This window comes from Spirabiliibacterium mucosae (genome assembly GCF_014884965.1).
GTDB classification, from domain to species: Bacteria; Pseudomonadota; Gammaproteobacteria; order Enterobacterales; family Pasteurellaceae; genus Spirabiliibacterium; species Spirabiliibacterium mucosae.
Genome location: NZ_JABTBO010000020.1, coordinates 1 through 17,279, shown reverse-complemented (window position 1 = coordinate 17,279; position 17,279 = coordinate 1). Strand labels below are relative to the sequence as shown.

The following is a 17,279-nucleotide window of genomic DNA, read 5'->3' as shown; positions in this document are numbered from 1 at the left end:
TCAAAACGTGCGGTTGCGCGGATTTTTATACCAACCAACCGCACTTTGGTGCTAAAATAGCGCCATTTTCACCCTTGGAACAAATCTATGCGAACAAGCCAATATTTATTATCAACCTTAAAAGAAACCCCCAATGACGCGGAAATTGTCAGCATTCAACTGATGCTGCGCGCAGGCATGGTGCGCAAACTGGCCGCCGGCCTCTACACTTGGCTGCCAACCGGGCTGCGGGTGTTGCAAAAAGTCGAACGCGTGGTGCGTGAAGAAATGAACAAAAGTGGCGCGATTGAAGTCTCGATGCCGGTGGTGCAGCCAGCGGATTTGTGGCAAGAATCAGGTCGCTGGGAGCAATACGGCCCTGAGCTTTTGCGCATTAAAGACCGCGGCGAGCGTGACTTTGTGCTCGGGCCCACTCACGAAGAGGTGATAACCGATCTCGCGCGCCGTGAGCTGACTAGCTACAAACAGTTGCCGATCAATTTATACCAAATTCAAACCAAATTCCGCGATGAAGTGCGCCCTCGCTTTGGGGTGATGCGCTCACGCGAGTTTTTGATGAAAGATGCTTACTCATTCCACATCAACAAAGCTAGCTTGCAAGAAACCTATGATGTGATGTATCAAACCTATTGCAACATTTTCACCCGCTTGGGGCTCGATTTCCGCCCTGTGCAGGCGGACACCGGCTCGATTGGTGGCAGCGCCTCCCACGAGTTCCAAGTGCTGGCCGCCAGCGGTGAAGATGATATTGTTTTTTCAACTGAATCCGATTACGCCGCCAATATTGAGCTGGCGGAAGCTTTGGCATTAGGCGAGCGCCGCGCGCCGAGTGAGGCGATGCGTGAGGTGGATACGCCGAATGCGAAAACCATCGCACAACTGGTTGAGCAGTTTAATCTGCCAATTGAAAAAACCGTGAAAACTCTAATTGTGCGCGGCGTGGCAGACGAAAACGGCAAGTGCGGTTTGGTCGCGCTGATGGTGCGCGGCGATCACGAGCTCAATGAAGTGAAAGCTGAGAAATTGCCACAAGTCGGCTCGCCGCTGACTTTCGCTGACGAGGCAGAGATCAAAGCCGCGATTGGCGCAGGCGTTGGCTCACTGGGGCCAGTGAATTTGCCACTGCCAATTATTGTTGACCGCAGCGTGGCGACAATGAGTGACTTTGCCGCCGGTGCCAACATTGACGGCAAGCACTATTTTGGCATCAACTGGGGGCGTGATTTGCCAGAGCCTGAGGTGGCAGATTTGCGCAACGTGGTGGAAGGCGACCCAAGCCCGTGCGGCAAAGGCGTGCTGCAAATCAAACGTGGGATTGAAGTTGGCCACATCTTCCAGCTCGGTGAAAAATACTCCAAAGCGATGAATGCCACTGTGCAAGGCGAAGACGGCCGGCCGCAAACCATGGAAATGGGCTGCTACGGCATTGGCGTGAGCCGTGTGGTGGCCGCCGCGATTGAGCAAAACCACGACGAGCGCGGCATCATCTGGACAGATGCGCTCGCGCCGTTCCAAGTGGCGATTGTGCCGATGAATATGCACAAATCCCCCGCCGTGCAGGCCTACGCCGAAGAGCTCTACCGCACTTTGAGTGCCCAAGGCATTGAGGTGCTGTTTGATGACCGCAAAGAGCGCCCAGGCGTGATGTTTGCCGACATGGAGTTGATTGGCATCCCGCACACGATTGTGATCGGCGAGAAGAACCTCAACAACGGCGAGATTGAATACAAACACCGCCGCAGCGGCGAAAAACGCATGATCGCCAAAGACGCACTGTTAGACTTTATCCAAAGTGCGGTCAAGGCATAATTGACTTATACGTCAGTGAAAAGCCCCTTGGTCTTCAAGAGCAAGGGGCTTTTTGTTATTCGTCGTTGAGCTCAAACGGCAGGGGCAGCACCGCTAAAGGCACCTCGCCTAGGCGCAGCTTGGCGCTGGCTTGGGTGTCTTTCGGTAGCACCACTTGCACATAGTGCGTGTTGTTATGGCAGGTTACACTTACAATATGGCCGGTTTTGCGCCAGTTTTGCTCAAGTGCCAGCTCCACACTGGTGCCAAGTTCGGCTTGCACAGGGGTTGTTGCAATCAGGGTGAACAGCGCGCGTTTATTCGCACCGCGGTATTTGGCGCGGGCGACCGTTTCTTGCCCGATGTAGCAGCCTTTTTGGAAGGAAATGGCGCGGCCTAAGTGTTGCAAATTCAGCGCCTGCGGGATAAATTCCTGCTGGCTGGCACCAGAGAGCACGGGCACGCCGTCTTGCTGGTCAAGCACATCCCACAGCGTTGCATCGTGCGTTGTCTTAAGCGTGAAACCCTCAACGGGTGCAATGAGCAAAAAGCGCGGTTGTGGGCAGGCAAGGTAGCAGGCGTGCAGCTCGCCGCGCTGGCTGAGCGGCGTTTCACTATTCGGTGCCTCAAGGTGGGCGCCCAGTGCCTCGGCTGCATCACTGCCCGCCAGGCCAAAGAGCGCTGCCTCACGCTCGGTGAAGGTCACTTTTGAAAACACGGCGTATTTTTTCAGTTCTTGCAACGCTTGTGGCAACAAAGCCTTTCTCACCAGCAGCGCAAAATGCGTTTCGCTGAATTTCACCAGCCAATAGACCGCCCACACTTTGCCTTTCGGGTCGCAGTGCGCACACAAGGTGTTTTCGCCCACAGCAAGTTTGTTGACATCACAGGTGAGCTGCCCTTGCAGGAAGGTTTGCGCATCCGCGCCTTCAATATCAATCAGTTGGAATTGGTTTAAAGGGCAACTGAGCAGCCCATGCTGGGCGGAGAGCTGGGTGTGGGGGCAAAGTGCGGTCATACAAACCTCGAATACAAATAAGAATGATTATGGCTAGATTGTACACGTTCATTTTTCAGCGCGCAAAAAAAACCGCACTTTGTGCAAAGTGCGGTTGGAGAAGAGCTTAAAGCTGATTATTTTTAGGGCCTGCGCTGACCAACGCTTTGCCGGCTTCGTTGCCAGTGTATTTCGAGAAGTTTTTCACGAAACGGTCTGCCAAGTCTTCAGCGCGTTTGGTCCACTCTGCTTTGTCGGCATAAGTGTCGCGTGGGTCAAGGATTGATGGGTCAACGCCTGGCAGTGCGGTTGGCACTTTGAAATCAAAAATTGGGATATTTTTGGTTTCGGCTTTGTCGATTGAGCCATCTAAAATTGCATCGATGATGCCGCGGGTATCTTTAATGGAGATACGTTTGCCGCTGCCGTTCCAGCCGGTGTTGACTAGATAAGCTTTGGCGCCAGTGGCTTCCATTTTTTTCACCAATTCTTCGGCGTATTTGGTTGGGTGCAAGCTCAAGAAAGCCGCGCCGAAACACGCTGAGAAGGTTGGGGTTGGTTCAGTCACGCCGCGCTCTGTACCGGCCAATTTGGCGGTGAAGCCAGAGAGGAAGTAGTATTTGGTTTGCTCTGGTGTCAAGATAGACACCGGTGGCAACACACCAAAGGCGTCAGCCGACAAGAAGATCACTTTGTTGGCGTGTCCCGCTTTTGACACCGGTTTCACAATGTTTTCAATGTGATAGATTGGGTAAGACACACGGGTGTTTTCAGTCACGCTCTTATCAGTGAAGTCGATTTTGCCGTTTTCATCCACGGTGACGTTTTCAAGCAACGCATCGCGTTTGATGGCGTTGTAGATGTCTGGCTCGTTTTCTTTAGACAAATTGATCACTTTCGCGTAGCAACCGCCTTCAAAGTTGAAGATACCGTCGTCGTCCCAGCCGTGTTCATCATCACCAATCAACAAACGTTTAGGGTCGGTTGACAGGGTGGTTTTACCCGTGCCTGAAAGGCCGAAGAAAATCGCGGTTTCTTTGCCGTCTTTGCTGGTGTTAGCCGAGCAGTGCATAGAAGCCATGCCGTTGAGTGGCAGCAGGTAGTTCATGTAAGAGAACATACCTTTTTTCATTTCCCCGCCGTACCATGTGTTTAAGATCACTTGCACTTTTTCAGTCAAGTTGAACACCACGGCAGTTTCAGAGTTGAGGCCGAGTTCTTTGTAGTTGGTCACTTTCGCTTTAGAGGCGTTCATGATCACAAAATCTGGCTCGCCGAAGTTGGCCAATTCTTCTTTGGTTGGGCGAATGAACATATTGGTTACAAAGTGCGCTTGCCAGGCCACTTCCATCACAAAGCGCAATTTCAAGCGGGTGCTTTCGTTGGCACCACAGAAGGCATCCACCACGAACAAACGTTTGTTGCTCAACTCTTCGGTGGCGAGTTTTTTCACTTCTTTCCAAGTTTCTTTGCTGACAGGTTTGTTGTCGTTTTTGTACTCGTCGGATGTCCACCAAATGGTGTTTTCAGTGGTTTCGTCTTTGACAAAGAATTTGTCTTTTGGTGAGCGGCCGGTGTAAACGCCCGTTTTCACGTTCACGGCACCGAGTTCGGTCACTTGGCCTTTTTCAAAGCCTTCAAGGCCGTCTTTGGTTTCTTCGGCGAAAAGTTGATCATAACTTGGGTTGTAAACCACTTCTTTAACGTCGTGAATACCCAATTTTGCTAAGTCTTGAACGACTTGTTCTACACTGCTCATAATTACCTCGTTAGTTGAAGATTAAATACCAAATAATGGTGACATTCTACGGCAAAAAGTTTTGTAAAACTGTTAGCTTGATCAAAGTCTGAGAAGTTGATCACAAAATTTTATAAAAAATAAAACAAATAAAACCCCGCATTGTGCGGGGTTTTTGCTAGTGCTGCTGTTTCATTTGGGCAATGGTGTCTTTGTTGAAATAGTAATGGGTGCCACAACATTCACAGCGCATGTCTATGCTGCCATTGTGCTCGGCGAGAATGTCATCAATTTCATCGTCGCTGAGCAGCATCAGCGCGCCGCCACTGCGCTCTTGCGAGCAGCCACAGTGAAAGCGCACCGCACTTTTCGGAAATAATTCCACCTCTTCTTCGTGATAGAGACGATAGAGCATCTCTTCCGCACTAAGGCCAAAAAGCTCCTCAGCCTTGGCGGTTTCCATCAGCACTTGCAGGTGTTGCAAATCGTCTTGCTCACCGATGCCATCGGGCATCACTTGCAGCAACATGCCGGCGGCGACACTTTCGCCGTCATAAACGCCAGTTTTAATGCAAAGTGCGGTTTTTAATTGCTCGGAGCGCTCAAAATAGTCTTGTAAGCACTCACTCACACTCGGCTTACCGAGTTCGACAATGCCTTGGTAGCGCTCGCCTTGGCGCGGGTTGATGGCAATTAACAACACGGCGTTGCCCACCATCGCGTGCAAGCTGGCGTCGTCGGCAATCTCGCCGTCACAGCGGGCCAGGGCGCGCAGTTGCAGTTGGTCGTCGCCGTTAATCAGCGCCAATTTCAGCGGCCCGTCGCCACGGATTTGCACCGTGATTTCCCCTTCAAATTTCAAGGTGGCGGTTAACAGTGCGGTCGCCACCATCATTTCGCCGAGCAAGTTGCGCACCGCGGTTGGGTAATCGTGGGTGTTGAGGGTGTCAGTAAACGTGCGGTTTAGGCGCACCCATTCGCCGCGCACGGCGCGGTTTTGGAATAAAAATCGGTATAAACTGTCGTTATCGTGTTTTGCTGTTGTCATAATCGGCCTTTTTTGCTTTGATGTGCTTTATATGGCGCCAAATTGCGCGAATACAAGGTCAGCGTTGATATTTAAATTTCAGCAAATCGCGCCGCTCTTTCTTGTTTGGGCGCCGCTCAGGGTTGGGCATCGACAGCGCATTGGCCTTGCGCGCCAGCGCCATCGCCTCACGTTTTTGCACGCTTTGCGCTGTTTCTTGATACAACGTTTGCGCCACGCTGGCCGCGCCGCGCTTGTCACTCAGCGCTTGCACAATCACCTCTTTTTCATCGCTGCCTTGGCGCAGCGTGATGTGCGCGCCAAGCTCGACGATTTTGCTCGGCTTGCTGCGCTGGCCGTTGTAGTGAACCTTGCCGCCATCAATCATCTCGCGGGCGAGGCTGCGGGTTTTATAAAAGCGCGCCGCCCATAGCCATTTGTCTAGGCGCACAGCGGGGGAATTGGTGTCCATAATGCCTCCTTGGAGGCATTATCATACCGCACTTTGCATTAGCGTGACTAGGCTTGGATGTCGTTATGCCGCGGGAAGTGGCCTTTGAGGTAATAGTAGATAAATTCACAAATATTTTGGCTGCGATCGCCAATGCGCTCAAGCGCGCGGGTACACATCAACACCGTGATAAAGCGCTCAAGCTCATCGGGGTTGGCGCGCATCAGATCGGTGATTTCGCTTTTCAGCGCGCGGTATTGCTGGTCGATTTGCTGGTCTTGCGCGTAGACTTCAATGGCGTAGTTGAGATCCATCTCATTGAGCGCGTTGAGGCTGTTGTGCAGCATCGCAATCGCCTGTTGTGCCATCAATTGCATTTTCTCAAGCACCACGTGCTCTTTGGCGATGTCGTTGTGTAACAGGGTGCGGCAGAGTTTGTCCACCGTGTCGCCAATGCGCTCAAGCTCGGAGGCGGTTTTCAACACCGTGATGATAAAGCGCAAATCCTGCGCCACGGGCTGGCGGCGGGCAATCAGGGTGACACAGGCTTCATCAATCGCCACTTCCATCGCGTTGACTTGCTTATCGCCTTTGATCACCGCTTGTGCATCCACGCCCTCATCGCCGCGGATCACGCGCATGGCGTTGGTTAGTTGCTGCTCCACCAGCTTGCCCATGGTCAACAGCAGCGAAAATAAGTGCTGCATATCTAGGTCAAATTGGCCGCTGGTGTGTTTTTTCTGCTCTAACATACTCTCTCCTTATCCAAAACGCCCAGTGATGTAATCAGCGGTGCGTTGATCTTGCGGCTGGTTGAATAGCACGTCGGTTTCGCCAAACTCGATTACATCGCCAAGATACATAAAGCAGGTGTAATCCGAGCAGCGCGCCGCTTGTTGCATATTATGGGTGACAATCACCACGCTGTAGTCTTTTTTCAGCTCAAAAATCAAGTTTTCAATTAAGCCGGTTGAAATCGGGTCAAGCGCCGAGCAAGGCTCATCGAGCAGCAGCACTTGCGGCTTGACGGCAATGCCGCGGGCGATGCACAGCCTTTGCTGCTGGCCGCCGGAGAGGCTGTAACCACTTTTGTGCAGTTTGTCTTTGGTTTCATTCCAAAGTGCTGCTTTGGTCAGCGCCCACTCCACGCGGTCGTCCATTTCAGGCTTGCTGAGCTTTTCAAACAAGCGCACGCCAAAGGCGATGTTGTCGTAAATCGACATCGGGAACGGTGTCGGCTTTTGGAACACCATGCCCACTTTGGCGCGCAGGGCGGCGACATCTTGGCTGCTGGTGACAATATCTTCACCGTTGAGCAAAATTTGCCCCTCCACGCGCTGCTCGGGGTAGAGCGCGTACATTTTGTTGAAGGTGCGCAGCAAGGTGGATTTGCCACAGCCCGACGGCCCGATAAAGGCGGTCACCTTTTTCTCGGCGATATCAAGATTGATGTTTTTCAACGCTTTGAAATCGTTGTAATAAAAGTCGAGGTTTTTAACTTGAATAATCGGTTGTTGTGAATGCATAATCTCGCCTCGTTATGATTTGCGCCCTTTGCTGATGGCCACGCGCGCAATGATGTTAAGCAGCAATACGGTAAAGGTAATAATCAACACCCCAACCCAGGCCAGCGCTTGCCAATTTTCAAACGGGCTGAGGGCAAATTTAAAGATGGTCACCGGCAAACTGGCCATCGGCTGGCTCAAATCGGTGCTGGTGAACTGGTTTGAAAGTGCGGTAAACAGCAACGGCGCGGTTTCACCGGCAATGCGCGCCACCCCGAGCAGCACGCCCGTGGCCACGCCCGCCAGGGAAGATTTGAGCGTGATGGCGACAATCATTTTCCATTTGGGTGTGCCTAACGCATAGGCTGACTCGCGCAAGGTGTTGGGCACCAAATTGAGCATATTCTCCGTGGTGCGGATCACAATCGGGATTTGCAACAAGGCCAGCGCCAACGCGCCCGCCCAGCCCGAAAAGTTGCCCATCGGCGCCACCAGCAAGGCATAGACAAACAAGCCGATTACAATCGACGGCGCGGAGAGCAACACGTCGTTGATAAAGCGCATTACGTTGGCCATTTTGGCGCCGCGGCCATATTCAGCCAAATAAACTCCCACCAAAATGCCCAGCGGCGTGCCAAGCAAGGTGGCCACACCGACCATCATTAGGCTGCCGATAATCGCATTCGACAGCCCGCCCTCACCGCTTGGTGGTGGTGTCATTTCGGTAAATACCGACCACGACAGCCCGCTGAAGCCGTGCTGGACGATGGTGATTAAAATCCAAATCAGCCACACCAAGCCAAAGGCCAGCGCGCACAAGGCGCAAGCCAGGGCAATGGCGTTTTGAATCCGGCGTTTGCGTTGCAGGGCGTGGCGAACGTTGTGTGCACTCATTTTGTGCCCTCCTTCTTCGCAATGGCGCGCACCAGCAATTTGGAGAGCACCAGCACCACAAAGGTGATTAAAAACAAAATCAGCCCCAGCTCCATGAGTGCCGAAATATGCAAGGCGGAGTCGGCCTCGGCAAACTCATTGGCAATGGCGGAGGTGATGGTGGAGCTTGGCGTGAACAACGACGCTGACGTCAGACGATAAGAGTTGCCGATCACAAAGGTGATTGCCATGGTTTCCCCCAGTGCGCGGCCTAAACCGAGCATAATGCCGCCGACCACGCCAGATTTGGTAAAGGGCAGGATGATTTTCCACATCACCTCCCATTTGGTGCAGCCAATGCCGTAGGCCGATTCTTTCATCAGCGCAGGGGTTTGCTCAAACACATCGCGCATCACCGAGGCGATATACGGGATAATCATAATCGCCAGCACAATGCCCGCAGCCAGCAGCCCAATGCCAAAGCGCGGGCCGCTAAACAGCACGCCGACAATCGGCAAATCGCCGAGCAAATCCCCCACCGGGATTTGGAAAAACTCGGCAAAAAACGGGCAAAAGACAAAAAAGCCCCACATGCCATACACAATGCTGGGAATGCCAGCCAGCAGCTCAATGGCGGTGCCCAGCGGGCGGCGCAACCACGGTGGTGAAATCTCGGTTAAGAAAAAGGCGATGCCAAAGCTGATTGGCACCGCGATTAACAACGCGATAAACGAGGTGACCAGTGTGCCGTAAATCGGCACTAAGGCGCCGAAGGTTTCACGCGAGGGGCTCCAAGTTTTTTGCCACAAAAACGACAGGCCGTATTTATCGAGTGTTGGCATCGCGTCTTTGATCAAAAACACGATAATGCCCGAAAAGAGCACGAGCGTGAACAGTGTGGCGGCTTTCACCAGCAGCGCAAAGGCCGCATCTTGGCGCGCGGCGGTGGCAGGTGAGGTGGGTTTTGACATAGGCACAATCTCTCAATGCGCCCCAGCGTACTGGGGCGGGTTGGGTTATTTCACGCTATTGCCTTGGCTGTCTTTAATGTTAGCCTGCCAGGCATTTTGGATGGTTTGCACCACGGAGTTTGGCAACGGTGCGTAGTCCAGCGCTTGGGTTTGCGCGGTGGCCTCGGTCAAGCCCCAGTTGAAGAAGTTCAAGACCGCACTGGCCTTTTTGCCGTCTTGCTGGGTTTTGTGCAGCAAAATAAAGGTGGTGGCGGAAATTGGCCAAGCGTTTTTGCCTTTTTGATTGGTCAAATCTTGGGCAAAAGTGCGGTCCCAATCAGCGCCTGCGGCGGCATTAGAGAAACTCTCCGCACTTGGGCTGACCACTTCACCGTCGGCAGAGATTAATTTCACGAACGGCAATTGGTTTTGCTTGGCGTAGGCGTATTCCACATAGCCAATCGAGCCTTTTTGGCGCTGAATGGTGGCCGAAACCCCTTCATTACCTTTGGCACCCGCGGCGTAGCCTTTTTCAGGCTCTGGGAAGGATTTGGTAACCTGGCCCTTCCATGCATCGTTGACTTTCGCCAAATAGCTGGTGAACACATAAGAGGTGCCCGAGCCGTCGGAGCGGAAGACCACTTGAATATCTTGCGATGGCAGTTTTAATGATGGGTTGAGCTTGGCGATGGCCGGGTCATCCCATTTGCTGATGTTGCCTAAATAAATCTCGCCTAAGGTTTTGCCATCAAGCACCAATTCGCCCGATTTGATCCCAGGCACGTTGACTGCCAGCACCACGCCGCCAATCACGGTTGGGAATTGGAACAAGCCCTCTTTGGCCAGCTCATCGTCGCTCATTGGCGCGTCGGACGCGCCAAAATCGACGGTTTTGGCTTTAATTTGTTTCACCCCACCGGAGGAGCCAATGCTTTGGTAGTTGACTTTGGTGCCGGTGACTTTTTGGTAATCGGTGGCCCATTGGCTATACACAGGCGCTGGGAAGGACGCGCCTGCGCCGGTGATGTCTTGGGCGAGCGCCGGTGTGGCGAGGGCGAACGCACCAAGGCTTGCGGCCAACAGGCTGCGGCGGATAACGTGTGATTTTTGCATAATGTTCTCCTTTCGAATGCACTTTTTGTTGAGCTCATTCTAACGGAGAAATATGACAGAATTATGACAGCCTAATCCTCAAGCAATTGAGCAAAATCGCTGATGCTCTCATGGCCGTCAAAGTGCTTTTCGCCCGCTAAAGAGTTAGGCGTGCGAATGGCCAGCGTGTGGCCAATGCCGTTGGCGCGCGCGCAATCGAGCACTGGTTGCATGTCATCAATCAACAAAGTGCGGTCAGGGATTATCCCATAGGTCGCTATCAGCTCACGCCATAAGGCATCGGTCATTTTCGGGTGTTGGAACTCATGGGAGGACACCATGATGTCGAAAAACGGCGCCAAATCACACTGGGCGAGCTTTTCTTGCAGGCTGTAAGGGTGCGAGTCGGTCAGCAACATCAGCTGCTTGCCCGCGCGCTTTAACGCCGTGAGTAGTTTTTGCGTGTTCGACCGCACTTTGATGTTTTGCACGTGCGTATGCAGCATCTCGCGAATCGGCAGCTGCAGCGTGTCGGCCCAGTAGTCCACATCATACCACTGCATCGAGTGCTCAATCCGCGCGTAGTGCGCGCTAAGCAGCTGCTCGGCGGCGGCATCAGCCACCGCGTGGGTGGCGCTGTAGGCTTGTGGCACAATCGTTTTCCAAAATTCATAATCCAGCGCGAGGTCAATCAGCGTGCCGTCGAGGTCAAAAATCACGGTGTCGATGGCGGCCCAATTTAGCTTTTTCAACATGGGAATGCGTCTCTTTTATTGTTTTTATTGCCTGCTATGGTATCGTTATGCTAGCACTTTGTAAAATAAGGGGGCGTTATGGCCAACAAGTACCCAAACCCAGCCATTCTTGACGTGCGAGAACTGGCGAAAACGCGGCTGTTTTGCGTGCAAGCGGTGGATTTGCGCTTCGCCAATGGCGTGTGCACCACCTACGAGCGCCTGCGACCAAGCCAGCGGGGGGCGGTCACGGTGGTGGCCATTGACGGCGACGATTTATTGCTGGTTAATGAATATTCTGTCGGCACCGAGCGCTACGAGCTGGGCTTTGTTAAAGGGCGGATTGATGAGGGCGAAACGCCCAAGCAAAGTGCGGTGCGTGAGCTGCAAGAAGAAATCGGCTATAAGCCAGCCATCGTGCAATTTTTGCGCACGCTCAGCACCAACCCAGGTTATATGAACAGCCCGATGCACATCTTTTTGGCGCGCGATCTCACCCCCTCACGCTTGGCCGGCGACGAGCCGCAACCGCTGGAATTGGTGCGCGTGCCACTGGCGCAACTCGACGCGTTGATTGCCCGCGAGGACTTCAACGAGGCGCGCAATTTGACCGCACTTTACCTGCTGCGCGACTACCTCAAGGAGGCGCCATGCAAAGTTTGAACGACCAACTGCTCGCCAGCGTGATTTCCATCGCCAAGCAAGCCGGTGGCATGCTCAGGGCGTTTTATCAGCAGGATTTGCCCGAGCAAATCAAAGCCGACAACACGCCCGTGACCGCGGCGGATTTGGCGGTGAGCGAATTTTTATGCGCTGCACTGTCTCGTTTAACGCCTGATGTGCCGGTGCTTTCAGAGGAAAATTGCGACATCCCGTTTGCTAAGCGGCGCGCGTGGGCGCAATATTGGCTGGTGGACCCGCTCGACGGCACCCAGCAATTTTTGGATAAAACAGGCCAATTTTCGGTGCTGATCGCCTTGGTGCAACACAACCAGCCGCGGCTGGGCGTGGTTTATTCACCGATAAGTGATCAGGTGGTTTACGCGATGGAAAACGCGGGCGCTTATCGCCTGTGTGGTGATGTGTTGACCGCACTTTCACCTCGGCCGTTGAGTGCGGGGCAAAAAGTGCGGTTGGTGATTGGCAACACAAGTGATGTGGCGCGCTTGCAGCCGTATTTACAGCCCAATGCCAAGGTTGAGATTCAACGCTGTGGCTCAAGCGGCATCAAAGGCGTGATGGTCGCCACCGGCGAAAGCGAGTGCTACATGCGCGTGGGCAAAACCGGCGAGTGGGACACCGCCGCGCTGGAGTGCATTTTGCGCGAAATGGGTGGCGACATTTGCGATTTGCGCGGCCAGGCGTTAAGCTACAACCAGCGCGAGAGCTTAATCAACCCTGATTTTGTCATGCGCTGCTCGGCAAGCAGCGACTGGCGCGCGGTGTTGCGCTTTGCGGCCGATTAAAGCAATAGGCGAGAGGGGATTGACACTTTACGCTGTTATTTTTTAGACTGCAAAATAAGTATTCATACGCAAACAGCCCCATAATAAGCGCAAACCGCACTTTGATATTTTAAGGATTTAACTACAATGAAAAAACCTGAAAACAGCACCATCGTGATTTTTGGTGCCTCTGGTGACTTAACCCACCGCAAACTGATCCCCGCGCTTTATGACCTCTATAAAAGTGGCCGCTTGTCGGACGATTTCGCCATCCTTGGTGTGAGCCGCACACAATACAGCGACCAAGAATTTCGCGACAAATTAAAAGGCCTGCTCGTTGAGCGCAAACAGTGCAGCGAGCAAGAAGCCGACGACTATTTCGCCCACGTTTATTACGAGCCGATCGACACCGCCAAAGAAGACGAATACAACAAAGTCAAAGTGCGGTTGGAGGAGCTCGAAAAAGCGCACAACACGGGCGGCAACACGCTGTTTTACCTCTCCACCCCGCCGAGTTTGTACCCCGTGATCCCGCAATGTTTGGCCAAACATGGGCTCAATTCGCAAGAGCACGGCTGGAAACGGCTGGTGGTGGAAAAACCGTTTGGCTATGATTTGCAATCAGCGATTGAGCTTGATGAAAGCCTGCACCAAAATTTTGACGAGTCGCAAATTTACCGCATCGACCACTACTTGGGCAAAGAAACGGTGCAAAATATTTTGGTGCTGCGTTTTTCCAACGGCTTGTTTGAGCCATTGTGGAACCGCAACTACATTGATTATGTGGAAATCACAGGCGCGGAAGCCATCGGCGTGGAAGAGCGCGGCGGCTATTACGATGGCGCAGGTGCGATGCGGGATATGTTCCAAAACCACCTGCTGCAAGTGCTGGCGCTGATCGCGATGGAAAGCCCAGCGATTATCGACGCTGAGTCAATGCGTAATGAGGTGCAAAAAGTGCTGCAAAGCCTGCACCCATTAAGCGAAGCTGATTTAGACAAAAACTTGGTGCTCGGCCAATACACTGGTGCGAAAGTGCGCGGCGAATACCAAAAAGGCTACCGTGAGGAAAAGGGCGTGGCAGAAGACTCACGCACCGAAACCTACATGGCGTTGAAACTGAAAATCGATAATTGGCGTTGGAGCGGCGTGCCGTTTTATGTCCGCACTGGCAAACGCCTGCCAACGCGCGTGACCGAAATTGTGATTCACTTTAAGAAAACACCGCACCCGGTGTTCAGCCAAACTGCGCCTGAGAACAAATTGATCATCCGCATTCAGCCAAACGAAGGCATTGTGATGAAATTTGGCCTCAAAGAGCCCGGTGCTGGCTTTCACGCCAAACAGGTGTCGATGGACTTCCACTACGAAGATTTGGCTGATGCTGATATCATCGGGCCTTATGAACGCTTGCTGCTCGACTCGCTGCAAGGTGATGCTACCTTGTTCTCACGCAGTGACGCGGTGCGCTCCTGCTGGAAGTTTGTGCAACCGATTTTAGACTACAAAGCAGGCAACCCGAAACTTTATGGCTACGCCTGTGGCACTTGGGGGCCGAAAGAGGCCGATGAGATGATGGAAGTGAAAGGCCGCGCCTGGCGCTTTCCATGCAAAAACTTAACCGATACAGAATATTGTGAGTTGTAATATGAAATACATTAAATTTGAAAATGCACAAAGTGCGGTTGAAAAAATCGCACAAGAGCTGCAAGCCTACAGCCAAGAAGGGCGCGTGGTGAATATTTCACTCTCTGGCGGCAGCACCCCGAAACTGCTGTTTAAAACGCTCGCCAGCGACTATCGCGACAGCATCAACTGGGCGAATTTGCACTTTTGGTGGGGCGATGAGCGCTGCGTGGCGCCAGACGATGAAGAGAGCAACTACGGTGAGGTGAAACGCCTGCTGCTTGACAGCATCATCATCCCAGCCGGCAACATTCACCGCATTCACGGTGAAGATGACCCAGAGCTTGAGGCCAAGCGCTTTGCGCAAGAAATGCAAGAAAAAGTGCCAAGCGCCAACGGTATGCCGCAATTTGACTGGATTATTCTCGGCATGGGCACCGACGGGCACACCGCTTCACTCTTCCCGCTGCAGGTGGACTTTGACACCCAAGAGCTGGCGATTGTGGCCAAACAGCCGCAAAGCCAACAATGGCGGGTGTCAAAATCCGCGCCTTTGATTGAAAACGCCAAACGCATCACCTACTTGGTGACAGGTGCGAGCAAGGCGGATTTGCTGCATGAAATTCAGCAAAGCGAAGGCAGCGAGCTGCCCTACCCGGCGGCGCGAATCAAAGCGAAAAATGGCACAACCGAATGGTATTTAGACGCTGATGCGGCGTTCCAACTCAATTAATTTAATGACACAAAAGGATAATAGTATGAAAGGTGATATTGGCGTAATTGGCCTTGCCGTGATGGGGCAAAACCTGATTTTAAACATGAACGACCACGGCTTTAAGGTCGTCGCCTACAACCGCACCACCAGCAAAGTGGACGATTTTTTAAACGGTGCTGCTAAAGGCACCAACATTATCGGCGCGTATTCACTGCAAGACCTCGCCGACAAACTGGAAAAACCGCGCAAAATCATGCTGATGGTGCGCGCCGGCGAAGTGGTGGATAAATTTATCGACAGTTTGTTGCCGTATTTAGACGAAGGCGACATCATCATTGATGGCGGCAACTCCAACTACCCAGATACCACCCGCCGCACGAAAGACTTGGCCGAAAAAGGCATCCGTTTTATTGGCGCAGGTGTCTCTGGCGGTGAAGAGGGCGCGCGCTTTGGGCCGTCTATCATGCCAGGTGGCAACCCAGAGGCGTGGCCTTATGTCAAACCGATTTTGCAAGCCATTTCCGCCAAAACCAAGAAGGCGAGCCATGCTGTGACTGGGTGGGCAAAAACGGCGCCGGCCACTTTGTCAAAATGGTGCACAACGGCATTGAGTACGGCGATATGCAGCTGATTTGCGAAGCCTACCAATTCCTGCACGAAGGTTTAGGCTTGAGCTATGATGAGCTCCACGACGTGTTCGGCAGCTGGAAATCCACCGAGCTAGATAGCTACCTTATCGACATCACCACCGACATTCTCGGCTACCGTGACGATAACGGCGAGCCACTGGTGGAAAAAATCCTCGACACCGCCGGCCAAAAAGGCACCGGCAAATGGACTGGCATCAACGCCTTGGATTTAGGCATCCCGTTGACGCTGATCACCGAAGCGGTGTTCGCCCGTTGCGTGTCTTCATTCAAGCAACAACGCGTTGAAAACCAAAAATTGTTCAACAAACAACTCGGCCACGTGGACGGCAACAAAGCGCAATGGATCGACGCGGTGCGCCAAGCGCTGCTGGCGTCAAAGATCATCTCTTACGCCCAAGGCTTTATGCTCATTCGTGAGGCCTCAGAGCAATTTGAGTGGGATTTAGACTACGGTCAAACCGCACTTTTATGGCGTGAAGGCTGCATTATCCGCAGCGCATTTTTGGGCAACATCCGCGATGCCTATGCCAAAAACCCAGATTTGCAGTTCCTCGGCGCGGATGAGTATTTCAAAAACATTCTTGAAAATTCACTGAGCGCTTGGCGTAAAGTGGTGGCCAAAGCGGTGGAAATCGGTTTGCCAATGCCGTGCATGGCCTCCGCTATCACGTTCTTAGACGGCTACACCAGCGCACAATTGCCAGCCAATTTGCTGCAAGCCCAACGCGACTACTTCGGCGCCCACACCTATGAGCGCGTCGACCAACCACGCGGCCAGTTCTTCCACACCAACTGGACAGGCAAAGGCGGCGACACTGCATCAACTACGTATGATGTGTAGTTGTTAACGCAAAATATAAAGTGCGGTCAATACCGCACTTTTTTATTATCTTCTCGTTTCTATCTCTGTGCTATTGACAAAAGTATCATTAAATCCTTCAAACATATCTTATGTTTTCGCCTTAATGTATTTTATCTCATTAATATATAAATAAATTTATTAAATCGAAGGAGTATACTCCTTGTTGTTTTATCTTTACAGATAAAACAAACAAACCTTGGAAAACAATCAATTCTTTATTGGAGTACGCTATGGCTATGATAAAGGTTACAGTGGATGTTTATGAAAATAAATTTAATGCAGTTAATGGCGAAATCTCAAATAAGCATTGCTTTGATAAAGTTAGAGCAATCAACCCACAGCAACAAGCAGAAGTTGATGCTTGTATAACAAAAATGCGTGAACGAGATGATCCTATTTTATGGGATCCTGATTTGAGGCTGCCTAGAAATAAATTTCCACTTATACAAGTAGGTAAAGAGGCTGTGTTGGATACTGAAGAGCAAATGTTTCACTTTAATTAATGCGAGGACAAAATGATGAAAAAGGCAATCATATTAGGTTTAACTACGCTGCTATTAACTGGCTGTGGCTCGAATTTTATGAATTATTCTCCGACGCCGAAATATAAGGCAACCGATCAAGAAATAGAGCAGGCGTTAAAACTTTATTTTGGTCGTCTAGGATGTCAGTATCCCCAACTACAAGGGCTAACTTATGCTGATGCCAATAAACTTATGAATAAATTAGTGACTAAAGAGATAGATAAACACATGAGAGATCTTATCCTAAGTGTGAGTTTTGTAGATGCACTTGGAAGATCAAATTATACAATTTTGATGGCTGA

16 protein-coding genes and 2 pseudogenes are annotated in these 17,279 nt (G+C 52.0%); 8 read left to right on the top strand and 10 right to left on the bottom strand.

Going from position 1 to position 17,279, the window contains the following annotated elements; translation table 11 throughout:
• The first annotated feature begins 87 nt into the window (after positions 1 to 87).
• Positions 88 to 1,809, top strand: coding sequence for a proline--tRNA ligase (gene proS, locus HPC37_RS08160; protein WP_208122665.1), 1,722 nt, complete (start codon positions 88 to 90; stop codon positions 1,807 to 1,809).
• Positions 1,810 to 1,864: 55 nt separating this feature from the next.
• Here the strand turns inward: proS and ygfZ are convergent, their stop codons facing one another.
• The 10 genes from ygfZ to yrfG form a co-directional block, all read right to left on the bottom strand.
• Positions 1,865 to 2,806 carry a tRNA-modifying protein YgfZ gene (gene ygfZ / locus HPC37_RS08155; RefSeq protein WP_208122664.1) on the bottom strand — a complete coding sequence of 314 codons (942 nt, stop codon included), beginning with the start codon at positions 2,804 to 2,806 and terminating at the stop codon, positions 1,865 to 1,867.
• Between the two features lie 106 nt (positions 2,807 to 2,912).
• A complete protein-coding gene (pckA, locus tag HPC37_RS08150) occupies positions 2,913 to 4,544 on the bottom strand; it encodes a phosphoenolpyruvate carboxykinase (ATP) (RefSeq protein ID WP_208122663.1) in 1,632 nt (543 codons plus the stop codon).
• Positions 4,545 to 4,701: 157 nt separating this feature from the next.
• On the bottom strand, positions 4,702 to 5,571 hold the full coding sequence (hslO, locus tag HPC37_RS08145; RefSeq protein WP_208122662.1) for an Hsp33 family molecular chaperone HslO: 870 nt from the start codon (positions 5,569 to 5,571) through the stop codon (positions 4,702 to 4,704).
• A 58-nt stretch (positions 5,572 to 5,629) separates the two neighbouring features.
• Complete coding sequence (gene hslR / locus HPC37_RS08140; protein WP_208122661.1) at positions 5,630 to 6,022, bottom strand: ribosome-associated heat shock protein Hsp15; 393 nt, start codon at positions 6,020 to 6,022, stop codon at positions 5,630 to 5,632.
• A gap of 47 nt (positions 6,023 to 6,069) precedes the next feature.
• Positions 6,070 to 6,753 carry a phosphate signaling complex protein PhoU gene (phoU, locus tag HPC37_RS08135; RefSeq protein WP_208122660.1) on the bottom strand — a complete coding sequence of 228 codons (684 nt, stop codon included), beginning with the start codon at positions 6,751 to 6,753 and terminating at the stop codon, positions 6,070 to 6,072.
• Between the two features lie 9 nt (positions 6,754 to 6,762).
• Positions 6,763 to 7,527 carry a phosphate ABC transporter ATP-binding protein PstB gene (pstB, locus tag HPC37_RS08130; protein WP_208122659.1) on the bottom strand — a complete coding sequence of 255 codons (765 nt, stop codon included), beginning with the start codon at positions 7,525 to 7,527 and terminating at the stop codon, positions 6,763 to 6,765.
• Positions 7,528 to 7,539: 12 nt separating this feature from the next.
• On the bottom strand, positions 7,540 to 8,400 hold the full coding sequence (gene pstA / locus HPC37_RS08125) for a phosphate ABC transporter permease PstA (RefSeq protein ID WP_208122658.1): 861 nt from the start codon (positions 8,398 to 8,400) through the stop codon (positions 7,540 to 7,542).
• On the bottom strand, positions 8,397 to 9,350 hold the full coding sequence (pstC, locus tag HPC37_RS08120) for a phosphate ABC transporter permease PstC (protein WP_208122657.1): 954 nt from the start codon (positions 9,348 to 9,350) through the stop codon (positions 8,397 to 8,399). Before pstC ends, pstA begins: the two co-directional genes overlap by 4 nt.
• A 45-nt stretch (positions 9,351 to 9,395) precedes the next feature.
• Positions 9,396 to 10,442: a phosphate ABC transporter substrate-binding protein PstS gene (pstS, locus tag HPC37_RS08115; RefSeq protein WP_208122656.1), complete on the bottom strand. Its 1,047-nt coding sequence runs from the start codon at positions 10,440 to 10,442 to the stop codon at positions 9,396 to 9,398.
• A gap of 71 nt (positions 10,443 to 10,513) precedes the next feature.
• Complete coding sequence (yrfG, locus tag HPC37_RS08110; protein WP_208122655.1) at positions 10,514 to 11,176, bottom strand: GMP/IMP nucleotidase; 663 nt, start codon at positions 11,174 to 11,176, stop codon at positions 10,514 to 10,516.
• A 78-nt stretch (positions 11,177 to 11,254) separates the two neighbouring features.
• On the opposite strand from yrfG, the gene nudE reads away from it, so the two are divergent.
• The 7 genes and pseudogenes from nudE to HPC37_RS08075 form a co-directional block, all read left to right on the top strand.
• On the top strand, positions 11,255 to 11,818 hold the full coding sequence (nudE, locus tag HPC37_RS08105) for an ADP compounds hydrolase NudE (RefSeq protein WP_208122654.1): 564 nt from the start codon (positions 11,255 to 11,257) through the stop codon (positions 11,816 to 11,818).
• On the top strand, positions 11,806 to 12,621 hold the full coding sequence (gene cysQ, locus HPC37_RS08100; RefSeq protein ID WP_208122653.1) for a 3'(2'),5'-bisphosphate nucleotidase CysQ: 816 nt from the start codon (positions 11,806 to 11,808) through the stop codon (positions 12,619 to 12,621). The genes nudE and cysQ overlap by 13 nt, the downstream gene beginning before the upstream one ends.
• 126 nt (positions 12,622 to 12,747) lie before the next feature.
• Positions 12,748 to 14,247, top strand: a complete 1,500-nt coding sequence (gene zwf / locus HPC37_RS08095) for a glucose-6-phosphate dehydrogenase (protein WP_208122652.1) — start codon at positions 12,748 to 12,750, stop codon at positions 14,245 to 14,247.
• 1 nt (position 14,248) lies between these two features.
• The gene (gene pgl, locus HPC37_RS08090) at positions 14,249 to 14,959 is read left to right on the top strand and encodes a 6-phosphogluconolactonase (protein ID WP_208122651.1); all 711 of its coding nucleotides are present in this window, start codon (positions 14,249 to 14,251) and stop codon (positions 14,957 to 14,959) included.
• A 4-nt stretch (positions 14,960 to 14,963) separates the two neighbouring features.
• Positions 14,964 to 16,432: pseudogene (gene gnd, locus HPC37_RS08085) on the top strand (decarboxylating NADP(+)-dependent phosphogluconate dehydrogenase).
• A gap of 251 nt (positions 16,433 to 16,683) precedes the next feature.
• Positions 16,684 to 16,956, top strand: a complete 273-nt coding sequence (locus HPC37_RS08080) for a hypothetical protein (protein WP_208122650.1) — start codon at positions 16,684 to 16,686, stop codon at positions 16,954 to 16,956.
• Positions 16,957 to 16,971: 15 nt separating this feature from the next.
• Positions 16,972 to 17,279 (top strand): annotated as a pseudogene (locus HPC37_RS08075) (hypothetical protein); the annotation flags it as partial.

Coding starts and splice junctions, on each gene's coding strand:
- pstA (WP_208122658.1), bottom strand. CDS start 8,400: ATGAGTGCACACAACGTTCGCCACGCCCTGCAACGCAAACGCCGGATT.
- pckA (WP_208122663.1), bottom strand. CDS start 4,544: ATGAGCAGTGTAGAACAAGTCGTTCAAGACTTAGCAAAATTGGGTATT.
- HPC37_RS08080 (WP_208122650.1), top strand. CDS start 16,684: ATGGCTATGATAAAGGTTACAGTGGATGTTTATGAAAATAAATTTAAT.
- pgl (WP_208122651.1), top strand. CDS start 14,249: ATGAAATACATTAAATTTGAAAATGCACAAAGTGCGGTTGAAAAAATC.
- proS (WP_208122665.1), top strand. CDS start 88: ATGCGAACAAGCCAATATTTATTATCAACCTTAAAAGAAACCCCCAAT.
- pstB (WP_208122659.1), bottom strand. CDS start 7,527: ATGCATTCACAACAACCGATTATTCAAGTTAAAAACCTCGACTTTTAT.
- ygfZ (WP_208122664.1), bottom strand. CDS start 2,806: ATGACCGCACTTTGCCCCCACACCCAGCTCTCCGCCCAGCATGGGCTG.
- phoU (WP_208122660.1), bottom strand. CDS start 6,753: ATGTTAGAGCAGAAAAAACACACCAGCGGCCAATTTGACCTAGATATG.
- nudE (WP_208122654.1), top strand. CDS start 11,255: ATGGCCAACAAGTACCCAAACCCAGCCATTCTTGACGTGCGAGAACTG.
- pstC (WP_208122657.1), bottom strand. CDS start 9,350: ATGTCAAAACCCACCTCACCTGCCACCGCCGCGCGCCAAGATGCGGCC.
- pstS (WP_208122656.1), bottom strand. CDS start 10,442: ATGCAAAAATCACACGTTATCCGCCGCAGCCTGTTGGCCGCAAGCCTT.
- zwf (WP_208122652.1), top strand. CDS start 12,748: ATGAAAAAACCTGAAAACAGCACCATCGTGATTTTTGGTGCCTCTGGT.
- hslR (WP_208122661.1), bottom strand. CDS start 6,022: ATGGACACCAATTCCCCCGCTGTGCGCCTAGACAAATGGCTATGGGCG.
- hslO (WP_208122662.1), bottom strand. CDS start 5,571: ATGACAACAGCAAAACACGATAACGACAGTTTATACCGATTTTTATTC.
- yrfG (WP_208122655.1), bottom strand. CDS start 11,176: ATGTTGAAAAAGCTAAATTGGGCCGCCATCGACACCGTGATTTTTGAC.
- cysQ (WP_208122653.1), top strand. CDS start 11,806: ATGCAAAGTTTGAACGACCAACTGCTCGCCAGCGTGATTTCCATCGCC.